General features: G+C 63.9%; 14 protein-coding genes. 9 read left to right on the top strand and 5 right to left on the bottom strand.

Annotated features, from left to right (window positions below; all coding sequences use genetic code 11):
- Window positions 1–15: 15 nt before the first annotated feature.
- The 4 genes from ACAM42_RS21135 to ACAM42_RS21120 are packed head-to-tail and all read left to right on the top strand — an operon-like array spanning window position 16 to window position 4512.
- Window positions 16–1173 (top strand): CpaE family protein, encoded by a 1158-nt coding sequence (locus ACAM42_RS21135; RefSeq protein WP_369629273.1) that lies wholly within the window; start codon window positions 16–18, stop codon window positions 1171–1173.
- 42 nt (window positions 1174–1215) lie between these two features.
- Window positions 1216–2586 carry a CpaF family protein gene (locus ACAM42_RS21130; protein ID WP_062474163.1) on the top strand — a complete coding sequence of 457 codons (1371 nt, stop codon included), beginning with the start codon at window positions 1216–1218 and terminating at the stop codon, window positions 2584–2586.
- A gap of 9 nt (window positions 2587–2595) precedes the next feature.
- A complete protein-coding gene (locus ACAM42_RS21125) occupies window positions 2596–3585 on the top strand; it encodes a type II secretion system F family protein (protein ID WP_369629272.1) in 990 nt (329 codons plus the stop codon).
- Between the two features lie 18 nt (window positions 3586–3603).
- On the top strand, window positions 3604–4512 hold the full coding sequence (locus ACAM42_RS21120; protein ID WP_169805048.1) for a type II secretion system F family protein: 909 nt from the start codon (window positions 3604–3606) through the stop codon (window positions 4510–4512).
- A 45-nt stretch (window positions 4513–4557) separates the two neighbouring features.
- On the opposite strand, the gene ACAM42_RS21115 is transcribed toward ACAM42_RS21120, so the two are convergent.
- The 5 genes from ACAM42_RS21115 to ACAM42_RS21095 form a co-directional block, all read right to left on the bottom strand.
- A complete protein-coding gene (locus tag ACAM42_RS21115; protein ID WP_070061157.1) occupies window positions 4558–5253 on the bottom strand; it encodes a response regulator transcription factor in 696 nt (231 codons plus the stop codon).
- Window positions 5254–5285: 32 nt separating this feature from the next.
- A complete protein-coding gene (locus tag ACAM42_RS21110) occupies window positions 5286–6971 on the bottom strand; it encodes a sensor histidine kinase (protein ID WP_369629271.1) in 1686 nt (561 codons plus the stop codon).
- A 348-nt stretch (window positions 6972–7319) separates the two neighbouring features.
- Complete coding sequence (locus ACAM42_RS21105) at window positions 7320–8471, bottom strand: calcium:proton antiporter (RefSeq protein WP_369629270.1); 1152 nt, start codon at window positions 8469–8471, stop codon at window positions 7320–7322.
- A gap of 8 nt (window positions 8472–8479) precedes the next feature.
- The gene (locus ACAM42_RS21100) at window positions 8480–8662 is read right to left on the bottom strand and encodes a hypothetical protein (protein ID WP_159276280.1); all 183 of its coding nucleotides are present in this window, start codon (window positions 8660–8662) and stop codon (window positions 8480–8482) included.
- Complete coding sequence (locus ACAM42_RS21095; RefSeq protein ID WP_369629269.1) at window positions 8659–8862, bottom strand: hypothetical protein; 204 nt, start codon at window positions 8860–8862, stop codon at window positions 8659–8661. The genes ACAM42_RS21100 and ACAM42_RS21095 overlap by 4 nt, the downstream gene beginning before the upstream one ends.
- A gap of 984 nt (window positions 8863–9846) precedes the next feature.
- On the opposite strand from ACAM42_RS21095, the gene ACAM42_RS21090 reads away from it, so the two are divergent.
- The 5 genes from ACAM42_RS21090 to ACAM42_RS21070 all read left to right on the top strand — a co-directional run bounded on the left by ACAM42_RS21090 (window position 9847) and on the right by ACAM42_RS21070 (window position 19583).
- Window positions 9847–12366, top strand: a complete 2520-nt coding sequence (locus tag ACAM42_RS21090) for a type VI secretion system Vgr family protein (protein ID WP_369629268.1) — start codon at window positions 9847–9849, stop codon at window positions 12364–12366.
- Window positions 12367–12368: 2 nt separating this feature from the next.
- Window positions 12369–13478 carry a DUF4123 domain-containing protein gene (locus tag ACAM42_RS21085; protein WP_369629267.1) on the top strand — a complete coding sequence of 370 codons (1110 nt, stop codon included), beginning with the start codon at window positions 12369–12371 and terminating at the stop codon, window positions 13476–13478.
- A gap of 3 nt (window positions 13479–13481) precedes the next feature.
- The gene (locus ACAM42_RS21080) at window positions 13482–16769 is read left to right on the top strand and encodes a metallophosphoesterase (RefSeq protein ID WP_369629266.1); all 3288 of its coding nucleotides are present in this window, start codon (window positions 13482–13484) and stop codon (window positions 16767–16769) included.
- A gap of 86 nt (window positions 16770–16855) precedes the next feature.
- The gene (locus tag ACAM42_RS21075; RefSeq protein WP_369629265.1) at window positions 16856–18109 is read left to right on the top strand and encodes a hypothetical protein; all 1254 of its coding nucleotides are present in this window, start codon (window positions 16856–16858) and stop codon (window positions 18107–18109) included.
- Between the two features lie 190 nt (window positions 18110–18299).
- Window positions 18300–19583: a hypothetical protein gene (locus ACAM42_RS21070; RefSeq protein WP_369629264.1), complete on the top strand. Its 1284-nt coding sequence runs from the start codon at window positions 18300–18302 to the stop codon at window positions 19581–19583.
- The last annotated feature ends 30 nt before the right edge of the window (window positions 19584–19613 follow it).

The following is a 19613-nucleotide window of genomic DNA, read 5'->3' as shown; positions in this document are numbered from 1 at the left end:
ACACCGGACACGACCATGACCATGAAGATCGCCATCGTTTCCCCCAATCCGAACCACCTGCAGGACATGCGCAAGGTGCTGGAGCCGCGCGGCCATGCCGTGTCGCTCTTCGAAGGCGGCAAGAGCCGGATGCAGGCGGTCGTCGACAAGGTCGGGCCCGACCTGCTGCTGGTCGACGGCATGTGCTGCGACCCGCAGGAGCTCTCGCTGGTGGAGGCCCTGACGCTGCGGCATCCGGCGGTGGCGGTGGTGCTGCTGTGCGCGATGCAGACGCCCGAGTTCCTGATCCACGCGATGCGCGCAGGCGTGCGCGAGGTGCTGCCGTCGCCTGCCGACACCGCCGCGCTCGAGGCCACCGTCGATCGCATCGCGCTCAAGATGGCCGGTTCGCAGGCGCGCAGCCCCGGGCGGGTGGTGGCGTTCATGCCCTGCAAGGGCGGCAGCGGCGCGACCTTTCTCGCGACCAACGTCGCGCACCAGCTGTCGCGCGAGCGCTCGGTGCTGCTGATCGACCTGAACCTGCAGTTCGGCGATGCGCTGTCGTACGTGAGCGACCTGCGCCCGACCGCGACGATGGCCGACGTGGCGCGCGACATCGGGCGCCTCGACGCCTCGCTGCTGGCGGCGAGCGTGGTGCGCGTGTCGCCCAGCTACAGCATCCTGCCCGCGCCCGAGGACCTGGCGCGCGCAATGGACGTCAAGGCCGAGCACATCGATGCCATCCTGCAGGTGGCGCTCGCGCAGTACGACTTCGTGATCTTCGACCTCGGCCCGCGCATCGACACGCTCACGCTGCGCGTGCTCGACCGCGCGGAGCGCATCTTTCCCGTGATGCAGACCAGCCTGCCGCACATCCGCAACGTGACGCGCCTGATGCAGGTGTTCAAGTCGCTCGGCTACGCCGCCGGCAAGGTCGAGCTGCTGGTGAACCGCAGCACCGGCGGCGGCGAGATCGGGCTGTCGGACATGCGCCGGTCGCTGCCCGGCGCGACGTTCACGACGGTGCCGGACGGCGGCAAGGACGTCGATGCGTCGATCAACCGCGGCGTGCCGCTGGCGGAGATGTCGCGCGGCAGCGCACTCGCCAAGCGCCTCGACGAGATTGCCCACACCCTCAGCCCGCGGCCGGAAACGACGCCCGGCTTCATGGGGCGGCTGTTCCGCCGTGCCTGAGACAGGACGGATTCCCATCAATACCCAGGCGGAGGTGCCAACATGTCATTCAGGGAACAACTCAATGCGATCGACAGCGATGCCAGCGCGCGGCCGGCGGGGCCGGTCGTCGAGCTGACCGCGTCGCCTTTCGCCTCGGACACCTACAAGCTGCTGAAGGAGCGCATGCACCTGAAGCTGCTGGATCGCTTCGACCTGGCGGCGCTCGAAACCCTCCAGCCCGACGCGCTGCGGCAGGAAATCTCGACCATGGTCGGGCGGCTGCTGCAGGAAGAGCCCGAGGCGCTCAACGACATCGAGCGGCGCACGCTGATCCGCGACATCCAGCACGAGATGCTGGGCTTCGGCCCGATCGAGCTGCTGATGGCCGACCCGACCGTGTCGGACATCCTGGTCAACTCGCCCACCAGCATCTACGTGGAGCGGCGGGGCCGGCTGGAGCTGACCAACGTGAGCTTCACCGACGAGAAGCACCTGCTGCGCATCATCGACAAGATCGTCTCGCTGGTGGGGCGCCGCATCGACGAGTCCAGCCCCATGGTCGATGCGCGGCTGCCCGACGGCTCACGGGTCAACGCCGTCATCGCACCGGTGGCGCTGGACGGGCCGATGATGTCGATCCGCCGTTTCGCGAAGATCCCGCTGCGCATGAACAACCTCGTGAACGATCTCAAGTCGCTCACGCCGCCGATGGCGCAGATGCTCGAAGGCCTGGCCCAGGCCAAGGTCAACATGCTGATCTCGGGCGGCACCGGGGCAGGGAAGACCACGCTGCTGAACATTCTCTCGGGCTTCATTCCGGAATCCGAGCGCATCATCACCATCGAGGACGCGGCCGAGCTCCAGCTGCAGCAGCCGCACGTCGCGCGCATGGAGACGCGGCCGACGAACATCGAAGGCAAGGGCGAGATCACGCAGCGCGCGCTGGTGCGCAATGCGCTGCGCATGCGGCCCGACCGCATCGTGATCGGCGAGGTGCGCGGCGCCGAGGCGGTCGACATGCTGCAGGCGATGAACACCGGCCACGAAGGCTCGCTCACCACCATCCACGCCAACACGCCGCGCGATGCGCTGGCCCGGCTGGAAAACATGATCGGCATGGCGAACCTGAACCTGCCCCACCGCACCGTGCGCCAGCAGATCGCCTCGGCGATCACGGTGGTCGTCCAGGTGCTGCGGCTGATCGACGGGCGGCGCAAGGTCACCAGCATCCAGGAGATCACCGGCATGGAGGGCGAGATCGTCACCATGCAGGAGATCTTCACCTTCCATCAGACGGGCATGAGCCCCGACGGCCAGGTGCGCGGCCATTTCCATGCGACCGGCGTGCGGCCGAAGTTCATGGAGCGGCTGCACGCGTACGGCGTGGAGCTGCCCGACAGCATCTTCGATCCCGAAAAGCACTACGAATAGGAGCGCGCCATGTTCGACAACCTGGGGGGTGACACGCTGGTCACGGTCACGGTGCTGGTCTTCGTGACCGCGCTGCTCATGATCGAGGGGCTCTACCTGCTGTGGCGGTCTTACAAGGGGCCCGGCGCGCGCAAGATCGAAAAGCGCTTGCAGGCGATGTCCGCCGCGGTCGACCGCACGCCGCAGGCCCATCTCGCCAAGGAACGCATGCTCAGCGACATGCCGTGGATGCAGCGCCAGTTGCTGGCGCTGCCGCGGGCGCACCGGCTGGACCGCTTCATCCTGCAGGCGGGGCTGGAGTGGACGGTGTCGAGCTTTCTGCTGGCCTGCGGTGCACTCGGTGCGTTCGCGTTCTTCGCCGTGTGGCTGGCGCACCAGCCCGTGTGGCTGGCGCTGCTGGCCGGGGCCGTGGCCGCGCTGCTTCCCATCCTGTACCTGCAGCATCAGCGAAGCCGCCGGCTGGATCGCCTCGAAAAGCAGCTGCCGGACGCGCTGGACCTCGTGACGCGCGCGCTGCGCGCGGGCCACTCCTTTGCCAGCGGCGTGCAGATGATCGGCGAGGAAATGCCCGACCCGATCGCCAGCGAGTTCCGCCTGGTGGCCGACGAGGTGAATTTCGGCGTCTCGCTGCAGCAGGCGCTGACCAACCTCAGCGAGCGCGTGCCGCTCACCGACCTGCGCTACTTCGTGGTGTCGGTGCTGATCCAGCGCGATTCGGGCGGCAACCTGACCGAGGTGCTGGGCAACCTGAGCCAGCTCATCCGCGCGCGCTTCAAGCTGCTCGCGCGGGTGCGGGTGCTGTCGTCGGAAGGGCGGCTGTCGGCCTGGATCCTGGGCATCATGCCGTTCGCCCTGGCGGCACTCATGAACATCTTCAATCCCGAGTTCATGTCGCCGCTGTGGACCGACCCGATCGGTCAGACGGTGCTGCGCTACATGCTGGTGCTGATGCTCGTGGGCATCGTGCTGCTGCGCAAGATCGTGAAGATTCACGTCTGAAGGAGAAGCGTCATGGCCATGTTGTTCCCCATCCTGGTTTTTCTGTCCGTGTCGCTGACGGTCATCGGCCTGGCGGTGTGGTTCTCCCCGTCGCGCACCGCGCAGCGGCTGCAGGCGGTGGCGATGCCGTCCGGCAAGTCGGCCTGGACCGAGACCGCCGTCAAGCTCGTCGGGCCGTTCGCGCAGCTGTCGTCGCCGACCGGCGACGCCGACCTGTCGCCGATGCGCGTGCGCTTTCTCAATGCCGGCATCCGCCACCCGGATGCGTACCTCATCTACTTCGGCCTGAAGACGCTGCTGCCGCTGGGCTTCGCGGCCGTCGCGTTCCTCATGCTGCGCGCGGCGGGTTCGGCGGGCGGCATGACGATGCTGCTGTGGCTGGCGCTGGCGGCGCTGGCCGGCTGCTACCTGCCCAACGCGCTGCTGTACCTTCGCATCCGCACGCGGCGCCGCGAGATCTTCGAGAACTTTCCCGACGCCGCCGACCTCATGCTGGTGTGCGTGGAGGCGGGGCTCGGGCTGGACGCCGGGCTGGCCAAGGTCACGGAGGAAATCCAGATCAAGAGCCGGGCGCTCGCACAGGAACTGCACTGGACCAACCTGGAAATGCGCGCCGGCGGCACACGCGAGAAGTCGCTGCGCAACCTGGCGCTGCGCACGGGCGTGGAAGAAATAGGCACCTTCGCCACCATGCTGACCCAGGCGGACCGCTTCGGCACCAGCATCGGAGAGTCGCTGCGCGTGTTTTCGGACGACCTGCGTCACAAGCGCCAGGTGCGCGCCGAGGAGCTGGCGGCGAAGGTGCCGACCAAGATGCTGCTGCCGCTGGTGCTGTGCATCTTCCCGTGCATCTCGCTCGTGATCCTCACGCCGGCGGCGATCCGCGTGATCCGGATGATCGGGCCGATGCTGACCGGGCATCAGTGAGGAGCCGACCGGGCCGGAAGGCCGGCTGGGCGCCGCTGCGGCGGATCAGGACGCCAGCGCGTCGAGCTGGTGCTTGATCGCGTAGATGTACAGCTCGAGCCGGTTCGTGACGCCCAGCTTCTGGTAGATCGCGCACAGGTGGTTGCGCAGCGTGTGCTCGGTGACGAAGGCACGCTCGGCGAGCGCCTTGTTGGAGGCGCCGCATCCGGTCGCGACGATGCGGATGATCTCGCGCTCCTTGTGCGTCAGCGTGGCCTGGCGCGCCGTGTCGGGGTCGGCCTTCGGCGGCTTCCTGGCCGACGTGAGTTCGGAGAAGACGCGGCCCATGGTCTGCGCGTCGACGCACAGCTCGCCACGGAACACGCGCTCGATGGCGTCGAGCAGCTGCTGCGCCGAGGCGTCCTTGCCCACCACGCCGCGCGCGCCGCGCAGTATGGCCAGGTCGAGCGTGCGTTGCTCTTTCTCGGCCGTCAGCACCATCACGCGCGACACCTCGTTGGTCAGCAGCCGGGGCAGGATGTCCAGCGCGCTGTGGCCGTCCAGGTCGAGGTCGAGCACGATGACGTCGGGCGCGAGGCTTTGCGCCGTGGCCACCGCCTCGTCGCAACAGCTGGCCGTGCCGACCACCTTCATGCGTGGCTGCTCGCCGTCGATCAGCTTCGACAGGCCCCACAGCATGGTCTTGTGGTCGTCCACGAGCAGCACGGCAATGGGATGGTCGGGATGGTCGAGGGTTTGCATGACGGACTCCTTCCTGTGTCTGCGGCGGGCGGTCAGATCGGGATTTCGATCCGTACCGCCGTGCCGCCGTTTGCGCATCGGTCGACATGCGCCTGGCCGCCCAGGGCCGCGGCGCGCTCGGTGAGAGAGCGGGGGTGGAAGGCGGTGAAGCTTTCCTGGCAGGCGTCGTTCTCGATGCACAACGCCAGCTGGCCGTTCTTGCAGTCGATGCGCACGCTGCCGTGGCGCGCATGGGTGTGCTTGCAGATGTTGTTCAGCCCTTCGCTGACCATCTGCAGCAGCTCCGCGGTGACCCGGTCGTCCAGGTGCAGCGGGCCGTCGATGGCCATCACGATGTCGATGTCGATGCCGTACAGGCCCTTGATCCGCGCGGCCTGGCGCTCCAGGTGGGGCCGCACGAGCCCGCCGGGATCGTTCGTGCCGTGCCTGACTTCGCCGGCGTAGCGGCGCAGGTCGGCGATCACGCCGTCGGCCACGTCCGCGAGCTTGTCCAGGTCTTCGCGCAGCGGGTTGTCGGCGGCGGCCCGCTTGCGCAGCGCGCACAGGCCCATGCGCAGGCCGATGTAGGGCTGGATGGCGGTGTCGTGCAGGTCGAGCGCGATCTTCAGGCGCTCCGTCGACGCGGCTTCCGAGGCCATGCGGTCGAGCACCTCGATGGTCTCGATGACCGGGAAGATCTGTTCCATGAGGTGGGCGAGGAACAGCGCGTCGGACTTGCCCAGCCGCCCGTCGCGCGACGAGATGAACACCCGGCCTTCGCCCAGGCGCATCGGCAGCGGCGCGCTGATGAAGGCCCGCGCCTCCAGCAGGGCGGCGATGGTGGTGCAGTGCGCCGCGCCGGCTTCGTCGGCGCTGCGCCAGGCGGTCGTGCCGGCTTCGAAGACACGGTGCTGCGCGCGCAGGTGGTTCAGCGGCCAGGGCAGGCGGCTGCTCAGCACGACGCTGTCGGGCGCCAGGGCCATGAGCGGCGATTCCGCGAGGCGGCCGATGGTCTCGATGCTCACCTGCTCGCAGGTGTCGTCCTCGCGCAGCGTGCGCAGCAGCCAGGTGCCGGTGGCGAGGTCGCGCGTCAGCAGGATGCAATGGCTGGCCCGGAAGAAGGCCAGCGTGCGCTCCATCGTGCGGGCGATGGTGCGTCCGGCGCCGAAGCGCGGGTTCGACAGCTGGCTCACGTCGCCCAGGAGCGCCAGGCGCCGTTGCAGCGCCAGCTTGGAGCCGCCCCAGTACACGATCATGTGCCCGAGCGCCAGCAGGAAGGCGGTGCGCATCAGCAGCTGCGACGTGTCGCCCGTGCACGTGGCCAGCCCGCAGGCGGTGAACGAGGCGACCGAGGCGATCGTCACGCGGGCGCCTTCCTCGAAGCCCCAGCGGAACGAGGAGGTGAGGATGGCGAAGAAGTAGAAAAGGAAGAACAGGCTGTGGGTGCCGTCGGTCACCGCCACGATCAGCGTGAACCACAGCACGTCGGACCAGTGGATGGTCCGGCCCTGGAAGTAAGGCCGGCCCACCGCCGTGCAGACGTGGATCAGCAGGCTGTGAAGGATGTAACCGAGGAAGGCCAGCCAGACCGTGGCGGGAACCTGGTTGTGGCTATCGGCGGCGTCTACCGTGATCGCCAGCAGGGCCGAGATCGACAGCACGAGGCGCATGCGTCCCACCATGAGCGCATCCGCCGCCAGGCTGGCGTCGATGCTGGGGGCGGAGCCGCGCACTCGCATGGGGATGCATCCTGTGCATGGACCATGTCAGGCACCGCGAGAGATCGCGGTACGGACGGGAGCGCTTGGCAGTGACAGTTTGGAATACATTTTTCTTGCCAGAGACCACAACGTGTGACGAGTTCACATTACTACTTTGGTGTTCAGATGCAATTGAAATCTTGTTCCATTAACATTTGGTAACTATATTTGCATTAGATTTCATGCGGATAAATGGGCCACTGCACGAGGGTGGCGAGAGGTCGTGGCGCCGGCAGGGGAGGCCCCGGAGAGGGTGAGGTACCTCAACGGGGGCGTCCGCCCGCCTTGGCAAAGGCGCAGGCCGCGGTGTAACCCGGTTGCGCGGCCTCAGGGCAGGAACAGCAGCATCCCGTACACCGCAAACAGCATCAGGTGCATGAGCCCCTGGATCGGCGAGGTGCGCTGCCCGTTGAAGCTCAGCAGGCTCAGCACCGCCGTCACCGCGAACAGCAGGGTTTCCGCGCCCGAGATGCCCATGAGCACCTGCTTGCCCGTGACCAGCCCGATGACCAGCACGGCCGGCACCGTGAGCCCGACGGTGGAGACGAAGGCGCCCAGGCACAGGTTGATGGCGCGCTGCATCTCGTTGTTCATCGCGGCGCGCACGGCGGTGATCGACTCGGGCGTGAACACGATGATGGCGATGAGCACGCCGCCCACGGCCGCGGGCACGCCGGCCGCGGCAATGCCGTAGTCGGTGACCACGGCGAGGTAGTGCGCGAGCAGCACGATGGGCAAGATCATCGCGAGCAACAGCAGCGAGCGAACGGCCACGGCGCGCTTGTCCAGGGCTTCGTGACGGGCCTGCACCGCAGGCGAGGGCGCGACCGCCCGCACCGACATCCGCCCCGGCGCCGGCTGGATGAAGAAGCGCTGGTGGCTGCGCATCTGCATCCAGAGGAACGCGCCGTACAGCACGGCCGTGAGCACCGACATGCCGATCGCCTGCACCGGCGTGAACTCGCCCGCGCCCGAGCTGTGGTTGGGCAGCACCAGCGCCGTGCCGGTCAGCAGCACGATCATCGACAGGTAGGCGCCGGCGCCCTGCGCGTTGTATTCCTGGTCGCCGTGGCGGGCCGCGCCCGCGATCAGGCAGATGCCGATGACGAGGTTCAGGATGATCATCATCACGGCGAAGATCGAGTCGCGCCCGATGGTCGGAAACTCGCCCGGGCCCAGCAGCACCGAGACGATGAGGATCACCTCGATCGACACGATCGAGAGCGTCAGGATTAGCGTGCCATACGGCTCGCCCAGCTGGTGCGCCAGGTGGTCCGCCTCGCGCACCACGCCGAACGAGGCGGCCAGGATGGTGACGAACAGCGCCAGGAAGACGCAGCCGGCCACCACGGGGCTGATCGGCGCGGCCAGCCAGCGGTCGCCGAAGGCCACGAAGAGCCCGACCACGAGCCAGGCGGCGGCGATCAGGGCCCAGGTGGCGGGCGGCACGAGGCGGGCGGGGGAAGGTGTTGTTGTCATGGGCGTTGTCACTCCGACATCAAGAGGGAAGCCAGGGCCAGCAGGCCGCTGCCGGCGAGGCTCAGCCCGCTCGCGGTCCACAGGGCCTTCACGTCGCGCGGTTCGCAGCCTTCGCGGCGCGCATGCCAGGCAGCGTAGGCCAGCGCCACCGCCATGGTCAGCGCGGGCCAGTGCAGATCAAGACCGTTCATCGCGCGGCTCCCGATGCGGTGCACGCGCGCGGGCATTCGGCGCGGTAGGACAGCCGGGTCGCGCCCGTGCGCACGTGCAGGCGCACGGCACCGATCGTCAACCGGAAGGCATCCGGTCCGGTGGCGCAAGCGCGAGAAAGACGGAAACGGGAGAAGAAGCGTTGCGCAGCGAGGCGCCAGGAAGGGAGCAGTGCGGCCATGTCGAAACTTCGCGAGAAGTCAGGAAAGGGCCGTCCCTTGCAAGGTGAAGGTGCAAGGCCGAGGTCGTCCTCGGCCCGGTTCGCGCAGGGCGCACGAACGAAAAAATGATAGCAGGGAAATCGGAGCCGACGCCCTCAGCCCCCGCGTGCGCGCACCTGGGCCGCGTGCAGGAGGCGGGCGCTGTCCACCTTCTGCTTGGACAGGAGCCGCATCCTGCTGCAGCTCGAGCAACGGTACAGGCGCAGCCAGGGCAGCAGGCGCATCCACCCTCTGCGCGGCTGGCGGTCCATGTCCTGAAGGTGGCAGGGGCAGGCGGAAACCGAATGAGTCGACGACATTTGTCAGAGTGACCAAGCTGTCCAGATCCCACCCTGACCAAGCTCTGCGGCTCTTCGGCTACTGGGAATTGAAAGTATTCATTCTTACGACAAATGTAAACAAGCACACTCACCTGTTCTGGGTATTCGGTGGCCTTCCCCCGCTTGCTTGCCGGCGCGCCACTGGCAGCAGTTCGCATTGCAAAACGCGTTGAAAGTGTGGAGCGCCCCCTTGCGCAACACGTTCTCGTGCGCATCGAGGTCGTGTACAGCTGTCGCTACCAACACGCCCCGCTTTTACAAATTCGGCGAATTAGAAAGTTTGAACTTTTGGCTCAATTTATTTTTCACTCCCATGAATTTCCATCGGTTTGATCTCACGCCTTAACAAGGCGCCATTTAAATCGGAGGCAGTCCATTGCTCGATTGGAAAACGAATGGCTTACTCGCAGTTCTCCAGCGAAAACTCCTCTGGCACGCATGAGAAAATGGAGATCAAATAGAAAGAAAATTAACCTTCACATGATCAGGTAGGGAGCGTGCCTGATGTATTTGGATGCAATTGAGAAAGGCGCGTGATTGCGCGCCTTTCTTGAAAAAAGAATCAAAAGGGGGAGTCCGCGTGAACCACATCGTGGCGAGATTGTTCTTGCACGGTCGCATCCGATGAGCGACGCGTCGAGCCGTCATCTCGCGGCGCTTGTCGCCGACCGGCAGCACGACCGGCTGCTGCGACTGTCGTTCCCCCAGGGCGGGGAGCCCGCAGGTGGCGACCTCGTGGTCAATACCCTCTGTGCTTCGGAAGGCCTGTCGCGCGACTTCGATTTCACGGTCGGGCTCCTGAGCAGCAATGCCGACTTGGCGCTCAAGGACCTGCAGGGCAAGATGCTTTGCGTCGAGCTGGTGCGTCCCGACGGAACACTTCGCTATTTCACCGGCATCGTCTTCGAGTTCCGGCTCGTGCGCACGGACGGCAACCTGGCCTTCTATGAAGCCAGGCTCGGCCCGTGGTTGAAGTACCTGCGGCTGCGCGCGAACAATCGCCTCTTCCATCGCCAGACGCTGCGCGCGCAGACCGAGGCCATCTTCGGCGACTACGGCGTTCTACCCCGATGGGAGTGGCTCGTTCGCGGCGACGATACACCTCACACGATGGCTGTGCAGGGCGGCGGGGCTGGCGGTGAGACTGACCACAACTACCTGCACCGGCGCTGGGAGGCGGCGGGCTACAGCTATTGGTACGAGCACTCGGCCGAAGGGCACACCCTGCATGTGTGCGACGACAGCACGCTTGCCAAGGCCGTGGACGGCTCGTCACCTGCGATCCGATTCCAGAACGAGGGTGGCGCGCAAGAAGAAGATGGCGTCGGCCAGTGGAGTGCCGTGCGCGAGCTGGTCTCGGCGCAAGCGGCCGTCAGCGCCTTCGACTTCAAGAACGCGCGTCCGCAGCACGCCGCTATGCCCAGTAACAACCAGCAGGGGGATGTGCCTCACCTGGAGGTGCATGAGTACGGTGGCGCGCGTCACTTCAAGACGTCGCTCGAAGGCGAAGGTGTGGCACGTCGGCGCATCGGCGAGATCGAGGCGAAGGCCAAGCGCTTCGAGGCGCAGGGCAACAATCGTTTCGTCCTGCCCGGGCGCTGGTTCCGGCTGACCGACCACTTCGGACGCACGCAAGGCGAAAGCTCTGAAAGCGAATTCCTCGTCCTTTCGGTGGAGCATCGCGCGAGCAACAACTACCTGCAGGAGCCCGCCACCGCGGAGGGCAAACCCAAGGGGTCGCGGGCCGAGTACAGGAACAGTTTCGTCTGCAGCCGCCGCTTCGTTCCCTGGCGCCCCGGTCGAGGCTTTCACAGCGTGGAGCAGCGCGTCATGGCGCCACAGACGGCGACCGTGGTGGGACCGTCTGCCGAGGGCAGCATCCACACCGACGAGTACGGCCGCATCCGGGTGCAATTTCATTGGGACCGCGAAGGCCAGAGCGACGAACGCAGCTCCGCCTGGGTGCGTGTGATGAGCCCATGGGCAGGTGGCGAGACCGGTGCCGTCTCCACGCCCCGCGTCGGCTCGGAAGTCATCGTGCAGTGCCTGGACGGCAACCCCGATCACCCCATCGTCATGGGTGTGGTCTACAACGCGCAGCGCATGCCGCCGTGGAAGCTGCCCGAGCAAAAGGCCCTCACGGGCCTCAGAAGCCGTGAACTCGCAGGCGCCAGCGGCAACGAGGCCGGTGGCAAGAGCAACCACCTGCTGCTGGACGACACCGAAGGCAAGATCCAGGCACAGATCAAGAGCGACCACGACAGCAGCTCCCTGAGCCTGGGGCACATCACGCGCATCGAAGACAACGCCGGACGCAAGGATGCCCGGGGCCAGGGCTTCGAGCTGCGCACGGACGGTCATGGTGCGATCCGGGCCCAGGACGGGCTCCTGATCAGCACCGAGGCGCGCGCCAACGCCCAGGCCCACATCACCGACATGGGCGAGACGGTGCAGCGCCTGACCCAGGGACGGGAACTGCACGAGGGCTTGAGCGAAGCGGCGCAACAGGCCAAGGCGCACGAGGCCGGCGACCAGGACGAAGTGACCCAAAGCCTGAAGGCGCAGAACGATGCGATCAAGGGCTCAGGCGGCGGCAACAAGGCCGAGGGCGAGTTCCCCGAACTCAACGAGCCGCATGTGGTGCTGGCCAGCCCTTCGGGGATCGAGGCCACCACGGGTGGTTCGATTCATCTGGTGAGCACCGAGCACCATGCGATCACCAGCGGGGCGCACACCAGCATTGCGGCGGGCAAGAGCTTGCTGGTCAGTGCCAAGGACGCGGTGCGCATCGCAGCCTTCGAGAAAGGCATGCGGCTCATCGCCGCCAATTCCGACATCGACATCCAGGCCCTGAAGGACAACATCAACATCCTGGCCAAACTGGACGTCAAGGCCGAAGCCAACAAGATCACGATCACGGCCAAGGAAGAAGTGATCATCAACGGCGGTGCCAGCTACACCCATTGGAACGGAGCAGGCATCGAGAACGGCACCAAGGGCATCTGGCGCGAGCACGCGGCTTCCCACATCACGACGGGCCCTAAGAGCCTGCCGGTGCCGGAGATGCGTTTACCTCAAGCCGTGTGCAAAGAGTGCATGGCAAAGGCTGCAGCGCGCGCTGCCGCAGTGGCACCTCGGCAGTGACCGTGTCAGCGTATCCAACCCAACAAGCGACGCCGGTCGACGGCGGTCTGCAGCCGCACGAGCCCGCGGCGTTCAACAAGGAAGTCGCGCAGACACTGGTGCATGACATGGGTGTGCTGCTGGCCTGCAGTGCGAGCATGCCGCGCTATGCGCTGGTCGAACTCGGCCAGTGCGAGATGGCCGATCGCGGGGCCATCGCCCTCAGTGTGCAAGTGCATGGGCTGGAGATGGAGCGCTTGTTCGAAGGCACGCCCGAATCCGAACTCGCCGATCAGGGGCCGTGGTTGATCCGGTTTCCGGTGCAGCCAGCGGGCACTCTGCTGGAGACGCTGGCCCTGCATGCAGGCGTTCATCATGCGTTGAGCATGGTGGCCTCGCCCCTCGCTTTGGGCGACCTGGCGAGCCACATGAGAAGCTGGCTGGAGGGCCTGATTCCGCCGGACCCGATGATCGAGGGCGATGAACCCTGCGGTGCGGTGCTGCGCTGGTTCGACCCACGCATCGGGCTGGACATGCCCGGCTGCTGGCCTGCAGCGGATCGCCAGCAATTCATGCAGGCATTTCATTGGTGGGCCGCCTGGAATGCCGATTTCTCACCGCGCTTGATGCAAGGGCCCAGTTTCAACAGGGCAGCCCCGCGCGCCGAGCCGCTGCCGCTTGACCAGCCACTGCTGCTGGCACTCGACCAGCTCAACACGGCGGAAACCATGCTCGCTTCCGTGCGTGAAAACGACATCGAGCCCGGTGAACTCGATCACATGGCGCCGGCGTTGCAACACCGCCTGGCGCACCAGTTGCGTGACGATGCCCGGCGTCTTGGCTTGGACGACTGGGCCGATCAATACATGTTGCTGGCCATGGGGTTGCGCCTGCACCCCGACATTGCCGATGCACAGGCACTGCAACCCGTCCTTGCCGCTGCGGTCACTGGCGAGCGAGGCCTCGGTGCCGCCATCGCGGACATCGACAACGCGGTATGGCAAGACCTGGTCGAAGAAGCGCCGCAGGTGCTTGCGCTGCATTCGCACGCACTGCTCGAACCCCTGCGCCAACGACGTCTCGCTGCCGTGTCCGCACATCCCTTTCACATCCCGCGCACCGAAGTTCGCTGAATCATGGCCACCGTTCCCAACCTCGGCAGCAGCGCTGCCAACGCACAATCCGCCAAGAGCCGCATCCCGGGCGTTTGTGATTGCAGTGACCCGGTCGACAAATCGGCGCTCATCCTTTATCCGAGCCTGGGCACGCCGTTGCTGCTCAAAGAAGGGCAGACCAAGTGCAGCATCTTCATCGTCGGCGAGTCGAGCTTGAAGGCGGCCTCGGGTGCAGGCGGCCTCATCCCCGCGCCTGCACCCAACCTGCATGTATTCGTCGACCGGCATTTGCGGCTTTACTCCATCAAGGAGAAGGGCACCCAGACCGACACGACCACCGGCACGCTGTTTGGCGATGGCAATACCTGTGCAACGGCTCCGCAGCACATCAAGGCCTGGCGGGTCGGCCTCTTCGGAGCGGGGGTGCTCATCAAGGATCGCCATCGGCGGCCTTTTGCCACCATCGCACCGATGGCGGCCCAGGTCTACAAGGACCTGCAAGGCGGCGACGTCTACGAGATAGAGATCGATCTGAAGGCCGCGCCGTTCCAGGGCATCAATTCGGGCGGCTTCATGAGCTTTGCCTGGATGGTCAAACTCAACGACGCCGGCAAGCAGCTCCTGCCCAACGCCACGCACGCCGAGCCGCAGGACTTGATGATTGCCAAGTTCCTGCGCGAGCAATCCACCAAGGACCCTTTCCACTTCGCGAACCTCCACGAATTCGACCTGTCCAAAGGCGCCCGCACCACGGCCAACCAGTTGCCTCCGCAAAAAACTGGCTCAGGCGAACGCTTGCAGAGCTGGCACCCCGTGAAGTACATGCCTGCACGCCCTCTGAAGCTGGGCCACCTCTCCGACGTGCACGTGAATGTTCGCCATACCGCGATGGGCAAGAGCATGGCCCAGGTGCTCGAAGGCGATGTGGCCGATGTGAAATGGAACACGCCAGTCGGCACCAAGGTGTGCAACAGCTTCGATGCGCTGCGCGCGTTGTTCGAGAAGATGGCTTTGGGTGGTGACAAGATCGAGAAGGCCGATGCGGTGCTGCTCACCGGCGATCTGATCGATTTCAACCGCAACCTCAATCCGGCGCAGGTCGCTGCAGGAAAAGCGACGGGCAACAAGGCCATCGGCGAGCAATGGAAGAGCTTCAACCTGCTGGCGAACATCGATGACCCGGCCAACGGCAAGAGGCTGTACCCGCGCGGGCTGGACGACATGCTCGTGTTCAGCCTGGTCCGTGAGATGTACCGCAAGCACAGCCTGCCCATCTTCATGACCAGCGGCAACCATGAGGCGTACCAGGTGCCCTACGGCATCAGTGCGCGGGTGGAGGCCGGAGACATGGCCAACTGGGCATTCAAGCTCGGCGTGCTGGAAACCGCGGCCGACCCCGCGAAACGCAGCGAGATTGCCAGGGCTGCGGTCACTGGCAGTGGCGGTGCCTTGCGCGGTCGAGCGGGGACCGTCGTCGACAAGGTATCCGGCTGGTTCAAATCAGCCACCGGTGTTTCTCCAAGCGAGGCGGCAGGTCGGGGTGTAGAAGGTGTCGAGCAGGTCGCCCGGGCTGCCGAGGACAGGCTGGGTGGCCTCAACGAAGGTCTCTCGAAGGCGCTCAAGACGGCACGCGGCACCCTGGACGGCAGCGAACTTGCAGAGCACCGCAAGCAGATCGAAGCGGCCAGTGACTGGACCCGCGGCAAAGCCAATGAAGGGATGAGTCGTGACCACAACATGACCATCTACGAAGCCTGCCTGGCATATGGTCCAACCTACGGGCAGGCTCTGACGGGATTCAATTTCCACAGCGGCCAGTTCGATTGGTTCTACGCGCTGTTCACGCCATTGGCCGATGTGGTGGTCGCCTATGGCGCCCAGAGCGACGATGACAGTGCCGCAGGAACCCTCCAGGTCATCGCGCCGATGGGTTGGGGAACCGACGAAAACTTCAAGAATCTGGGCGAACTGGTCGATCCCGCCAAATTGCCACATATGGAAGACTTCGGTGGTGTCGACAGGCAAGGCGCGGGCATCTTGCCGCGCGCCACAGAGTCGTGGAGCGCAGCGCAATTCGAGTTGCTCTCCCAGGCCCAAAAGTACAAGGCTGCCGGTAGCAAAACAAGCCTTACGGTAGCCAGCCACTTCACCATCGTGAGCTTTGATGAGCCACAGCCGTACAGCAACGTGAAGAAGAGGTTGGTCAAGGCGCGCTTGTGGCCGCACAACAGCGCTACCGGCCTGCCGGATGAGCCCGCGGGTTTCAACCACGTCAATGTGGGGACCTGCGAGCGAGGGCTTGCCCACTACTTTGAACACTACGTGCGCGCGGGCCGGCGCAGACCCAAGGGCGGTGCACAGGTCGACTGGCATTTGTCAGGCCATAGCCATCGCAGCGGCGTCTATCAGGTCGAGTGGCAAAGCGACGGGCCGGATACCAAGCCCTACGTCCAGGTCGTATCGGCCACGGACCCGGGGATTCACGAGGTGCAGACCGTGCCCGCCGATACGCAGACGGCCCTGATCGTCAGCAGTTGCGGTGGCCCCATCGGCTACCAGAATCTGGACGGTGAATTGAGCGCATGGACAGGGCGGCCACCTGCGGGAACCCTGCTGGATCCGTCCACGGGCAATATCAGCCAAGTCAGCACCTACCGCTGCCGCATCGAAGACGGCAAGGCGTACAACGAGAAGCCAAGGCTGTGCGTGGCGCTGGACTACCTGCACGTGATGAGCGGCCTGCCGGCGAAGGGCAACATCGACAAGCCGCTCGAGTTTGGCGACCTTCCTCAGTTCGCGATGGGCAACACGCAGATCCCGCTTCGACTGAGTCGACAGATGAAAAAGCTCAACTGCATTGCAAGCTTGACGCTGTGGGTGTTTGAGGGCGACGAAAGAAGCGGCCTCAAGAAATGGCACCGCGTTGACACCAATCTGGACAAACCAGGCTCTCCCGGCAGCGCGACAGTCAGCAACGAAGGGATGGCGGCACTCTCAAGAGCCTTTGCAACAGGTGTGGTGGGCAAGCCGGCCGATTCTGCATTTCGGCGCATCCAGGCGACTTTTTGCGAGATGGGTCTGCGAAAGCCAGAACCGATGAAGGAAGACGAAGACTGGGTCAAGGACATGCAATGCACAGATCCGTGGGTTTTCCCGATCAGTGTGGTGAGCACGAACGCAGGGAGAACGATGGCCGGTCTTGGCCGTGTTGCAGGAGAGAAGGGGGAGGTGCCGGATTGGTATTTCCTGGCCGAATACTTTCCCGCCATGGGATATCCACCGCCGCTCGATGCAATCAGACCCAAGTGATCTCCTACTCAATGAATCGTCGGTCCGTTCTGACTGCGCTTCCTGCGCTGTTCCTTTCCTCAACCCCACTCTTGACCGCTTGCAGCATGGCAACGTCCAAAAAGAACATCCGCGAGTTTGGAAAGATCTTTCAGTACCTCAAAGATCCAGAGCTTCGAAAAAAGGAAATCGGAGACGCTTTACTCACCATTGAGGGCGCGGAGATCAGCGGTGAGAGTTTTCAGTACGTTGACTGGAATCACATCCTGTTCAAGAACTGCGACTTCGTCGGTGCGTATCAGATCAAGATTGGAAACTCCACGGACGTGCGGTATGAAGACTGTCGGTTCTCTGGCATCTTTGGGTACGGCAAAACCAACCGCGTTCACTTCTTGCGATGCGCATGGACGGACGGTTCCATAGGGTATGCCGGCGAAAAAAGCACGGCCCTTGTTTTTGAGTCTTGTCGGTTCGTTGGCACCAATCCCGATCGGAATCATTGGGGAGGCGTCGGCAGCGATGGCGAAGCGGAATTCATTGGCTGCACAGCAAAGTACTTTGTCGTTGAAGGACACGCAAAGCTCACGCTTCGGCAATGCGAGTTTGAAGATATGAAGTGCACCCCCCGAAGCAAGGAGTCGGGCGGAGTCTTCGCCGACGTGTTGATCGAAGACTGCAAGCTGCGTGGCGATTTCAGCATGGTGCCCGCAGACTTCCAATCCCTCACGATCCGTGATAGCACCTTCGACACCTTGGACCTGAGCAAAGCGACGCTCAAGGGCGAAATCCTGATGGAGCGAGTCAACGCAGAGAAGATGAATCTCGCCGTCGCGTCGGGAAAAGCCATCAACTTGAGTGGCGTGAAGATTAGTGGCAGTGGTCAGAAGGTCTTCTACCTGGCCGCCAATCGCGTGACGAGCGTGCTGTTGAACGATTGCGTGCTGCCGAGCGCGCCGGACTCTGAGGCGCCATGGGTCGGTGGAGCGGAGCAGGAGCCCGCATACAAGAGCCGTCCTCCAGTCAGCCAAAGCGTGACGCTCAAGAATATGAAAGCCAGTCGAATCGATGCGACCTACCTGAACACAGCGCGGCTCTTGGTGGAAGGGGGCAATTTTCAGGAGGTTGATATGCGCAATGGCCGCATAGGGAGTCTTGAGATCAGCAACACGTCGATTGCCTCGGCGTTGAATCTTGGCAGTAGCGTCATCGACAGTTTGATGCTCAGCTCAGTCGTTTTCTCCAAAACGCTGAACCTGTCCAACACCCAGATCAAGGAGTTCAAGCAGGTCGGCGGCACCGACATCGGCAAGCTTGGTCGCAACCTCAACAAAGAGGGTTCCAACATCAAGCTTCCACGTTGAGGCAGAGGGAAGGCTGCGAATGTCCGATCAGCGTGGTGAGAACGAATGCAAGGAGAACGATGTCCGATCTCGGCCGTGTCGGCGGAGAGAGGGGGGAGGTGCCGGATTGGTATTTCCTGGCCGAGCACTGCCCCGCCATGGGGTATCCATCGCCGCTCGATGCAATCAGGCCCAAGTGATCTCTCACTCAATGAATCGTCGCTCCGCTTTGACTGCGCTTCCTGCGCTGTTCCTTTCCTCGACCCCACTCTTGACCGCTTGCAGCATGGCCACGTCCAAAAAGAACATCCGCGAGTTTGGAAAGATCTTTCAGTACCTCAAAGACCCAGAGCTTCGTAAAAAGGAAGTCGGAGACGCTTTACTCACCATTGAGGACGCGGAGATCAGCGGTGAGAGTTTTCAGTACGTTGACTGGAATCACATCCTGTTCAAGAACTGCGACTTCGTCGGTGCGTATCAGATCAAGATTGGAAACTCCACGGACGTGCGGTATGAAGACTGTCGGTTCTCTGGCATCTTTGGGTACGGCAAAACCAACCGCGTTCACTTCTTGCGATGCGCATGGACGGACGGTTCCATAGGGTATGCCGGCGAAAAAAGCACGGCCCTTGTTTTTGAGTCTTGTCGGTTCGTTGGCACCAATCCCGATCGGAATCATTGGGGAGGCGTCGGCAGCGATGGCGAAGCGGAATTCATTGGCTGCACAGCAAAGTACTTTGTCGTTGAAGGACACGCAAAGCTCACGCTTCGGCAATGCGAGTTTGAAGATATGAAGTGCACCCCCCGAAGCAAGGAGTCGGGCGGAGTCTTCGCCGACGTGTTGATCGAAGGCTGCAAGCTGCGTGGCGACTTCAGCATGGTGCCCGCAGACTTCCAATCCCTCACCATCCGCGACACTCTCATCGAAGGCACTTTCAACATGACAAGCGCGACGGTCAACGGCGACATCCTGATGGAGCGAGTGACTGCCGGCGTGATCCTTGGCTACGTCAAGAAAGCCAAAAGTCTTACTGTGCGAGACAGCAAGATCACAGGCAACGGTATGGATGTGTTCGAGGCCTTTGCAGGTGGGATCAGGACCATCGCGATTGAGGGAACGATCTTCGGCGTAGGCTCGATACGAGGAGGTAACGGCACCGACGGGGTCACGATCGCAGGCGGATTTTCTCTTAAGGATCCGACCCGCACCTCGAACGTCAGTCAATCTATTTTGATTCGCGATAGCAAGATTCCCCAACTGCAATCTCAGCATCTCAATACTAAAAATCTTGTACTCAGGAAGGTGGAAATTGGGGAAGCTGATTTCACCAACACTCGCGCGGAGGTGTTGGAGCTGGACGATGTGAGTTTCACAAAGTCCGTGAACATGAGCGGGGCGCAGATCAAAGAGTTAAAGCAAAGCGGGACCACCGACCTCAAGAGGCTAGGTCGCGGCTTGAAGCTGGAAGGCTCCAACATCAAGCTGCCACGTTGAGGTGTGAGAGGGCTGCGGATGTCCGATCAA

The sequence above is a fragment of the Variovorax sp. V35 genome (assembly GCF_041154465.1).
Classification (GTDB): Bacteria; Pseudomonadota; Gammaproteobacteria; order Burkholderiales; family Burkholderiaceae_C; genus Variovorax; species Variovorax boronicumulans.
Note: the sequence above shows the minus strand (reverse complement) of the source record. Positions and strands in the feature narration are given on the sequence as shown.

Excerpts from the sequence above, each read along its gene's own strand:
- ACAM42_RS21135 (WP_369629273.1), top strand. The coding sequence starts at position 16 with ATGACCATGAAGATCGCCATCGTTTCCCCCAATCCGAACCACCTGCAG.
- ACAM42_RS21130 (WP_062474163.1), top strand. The coding sequence starts at position 1,216 with ATGTCATTCAGGGAACAACTCAATGCGATCGACAGCGATGCCAGCGCG.
- ACAM42_RS21125 (WP_369629272.1), top strand. The coding sequence starts at position 2,596 with ATGTTCGACAACCTGGGGGGTGACACGCTGGTCACGGTCACGGTGCTG.
- ACAM42_RS21120 (WP_169805048.1), top strand. The coding sequence starts at position 3,604 with ATGTTGTTCCCCATCCTGGTTTTTCTGTCCGTGTCGCTGACGGTCATC.
- ACAM42_RS21115 (WP_070061157.1), bottom strand. The coding sequence starts at position 5,253 with ATGCAAACCCTCGACCATCCCGACCATCCCATTGCCGTGCTGCTCGTG.
- ACAM42_RS21110 (WP_369629271.1), bottom strand. The coding sequence starts at position 6,971 with ATGCGAGTGCGCGGCTCCGCCCCCAGCATCGACGCCAGCCTGGCGGCG.
- ACAM42_RS21105 (WP_369629270.1), bottom strand. The coding sequence starts at position 8,471 with ATGACAACAACACCTTCCCCCGCCCGCCTCGTGCCGCCCGCCACCTGG.
- ACAM42_RS21100 (WP_159276280.1), bottom strand. The coding sequence starts at position 8,662 with ATGAACGGTCTTGATCTGCACTGGCCCGCGCTGACCATGGCGGTGGCG.
- ACAM42_RS21095 (WP_369629269.1), bottom strand. The coding sequence starts at position 8,862 with ATGGCCGCACTGCTCCCTTCCTGGCGCCTCGCTGCGCAACGCTTCTTC.
- ACAM42_RS21090 (WP_369629268.1), top strand. The coding sequence starts at position 9,847 with ATGAGCGACGCGTCGAGCCGTCATCTCGCGGCGCTTGTCGCCGACCGG.
- ACAM42_RS21080 (WP_369629266.1), top strand. The coding sequence starts at position 13,482 with ATGGCCACCGTTCCCAACCTCGGCAGCAGCGCTGCCAACGCACAATCC.
- ACAM42_RS21075 (WP_369629265.1), top strand. The coding sequence starts at position 16,856 with ATGGCAACGTCCAAAAAGAACATCCGCGAGTTTGGAAAGATCTTTCAG.
- ACAM42_RS21070 (WP_369629264.1), top strand. The coding sequence starts at position 18,300 with ATGAATCGTCGCTCCGCTTTGACTGCGCTTCCTGCGCTGTTCCTTTCC.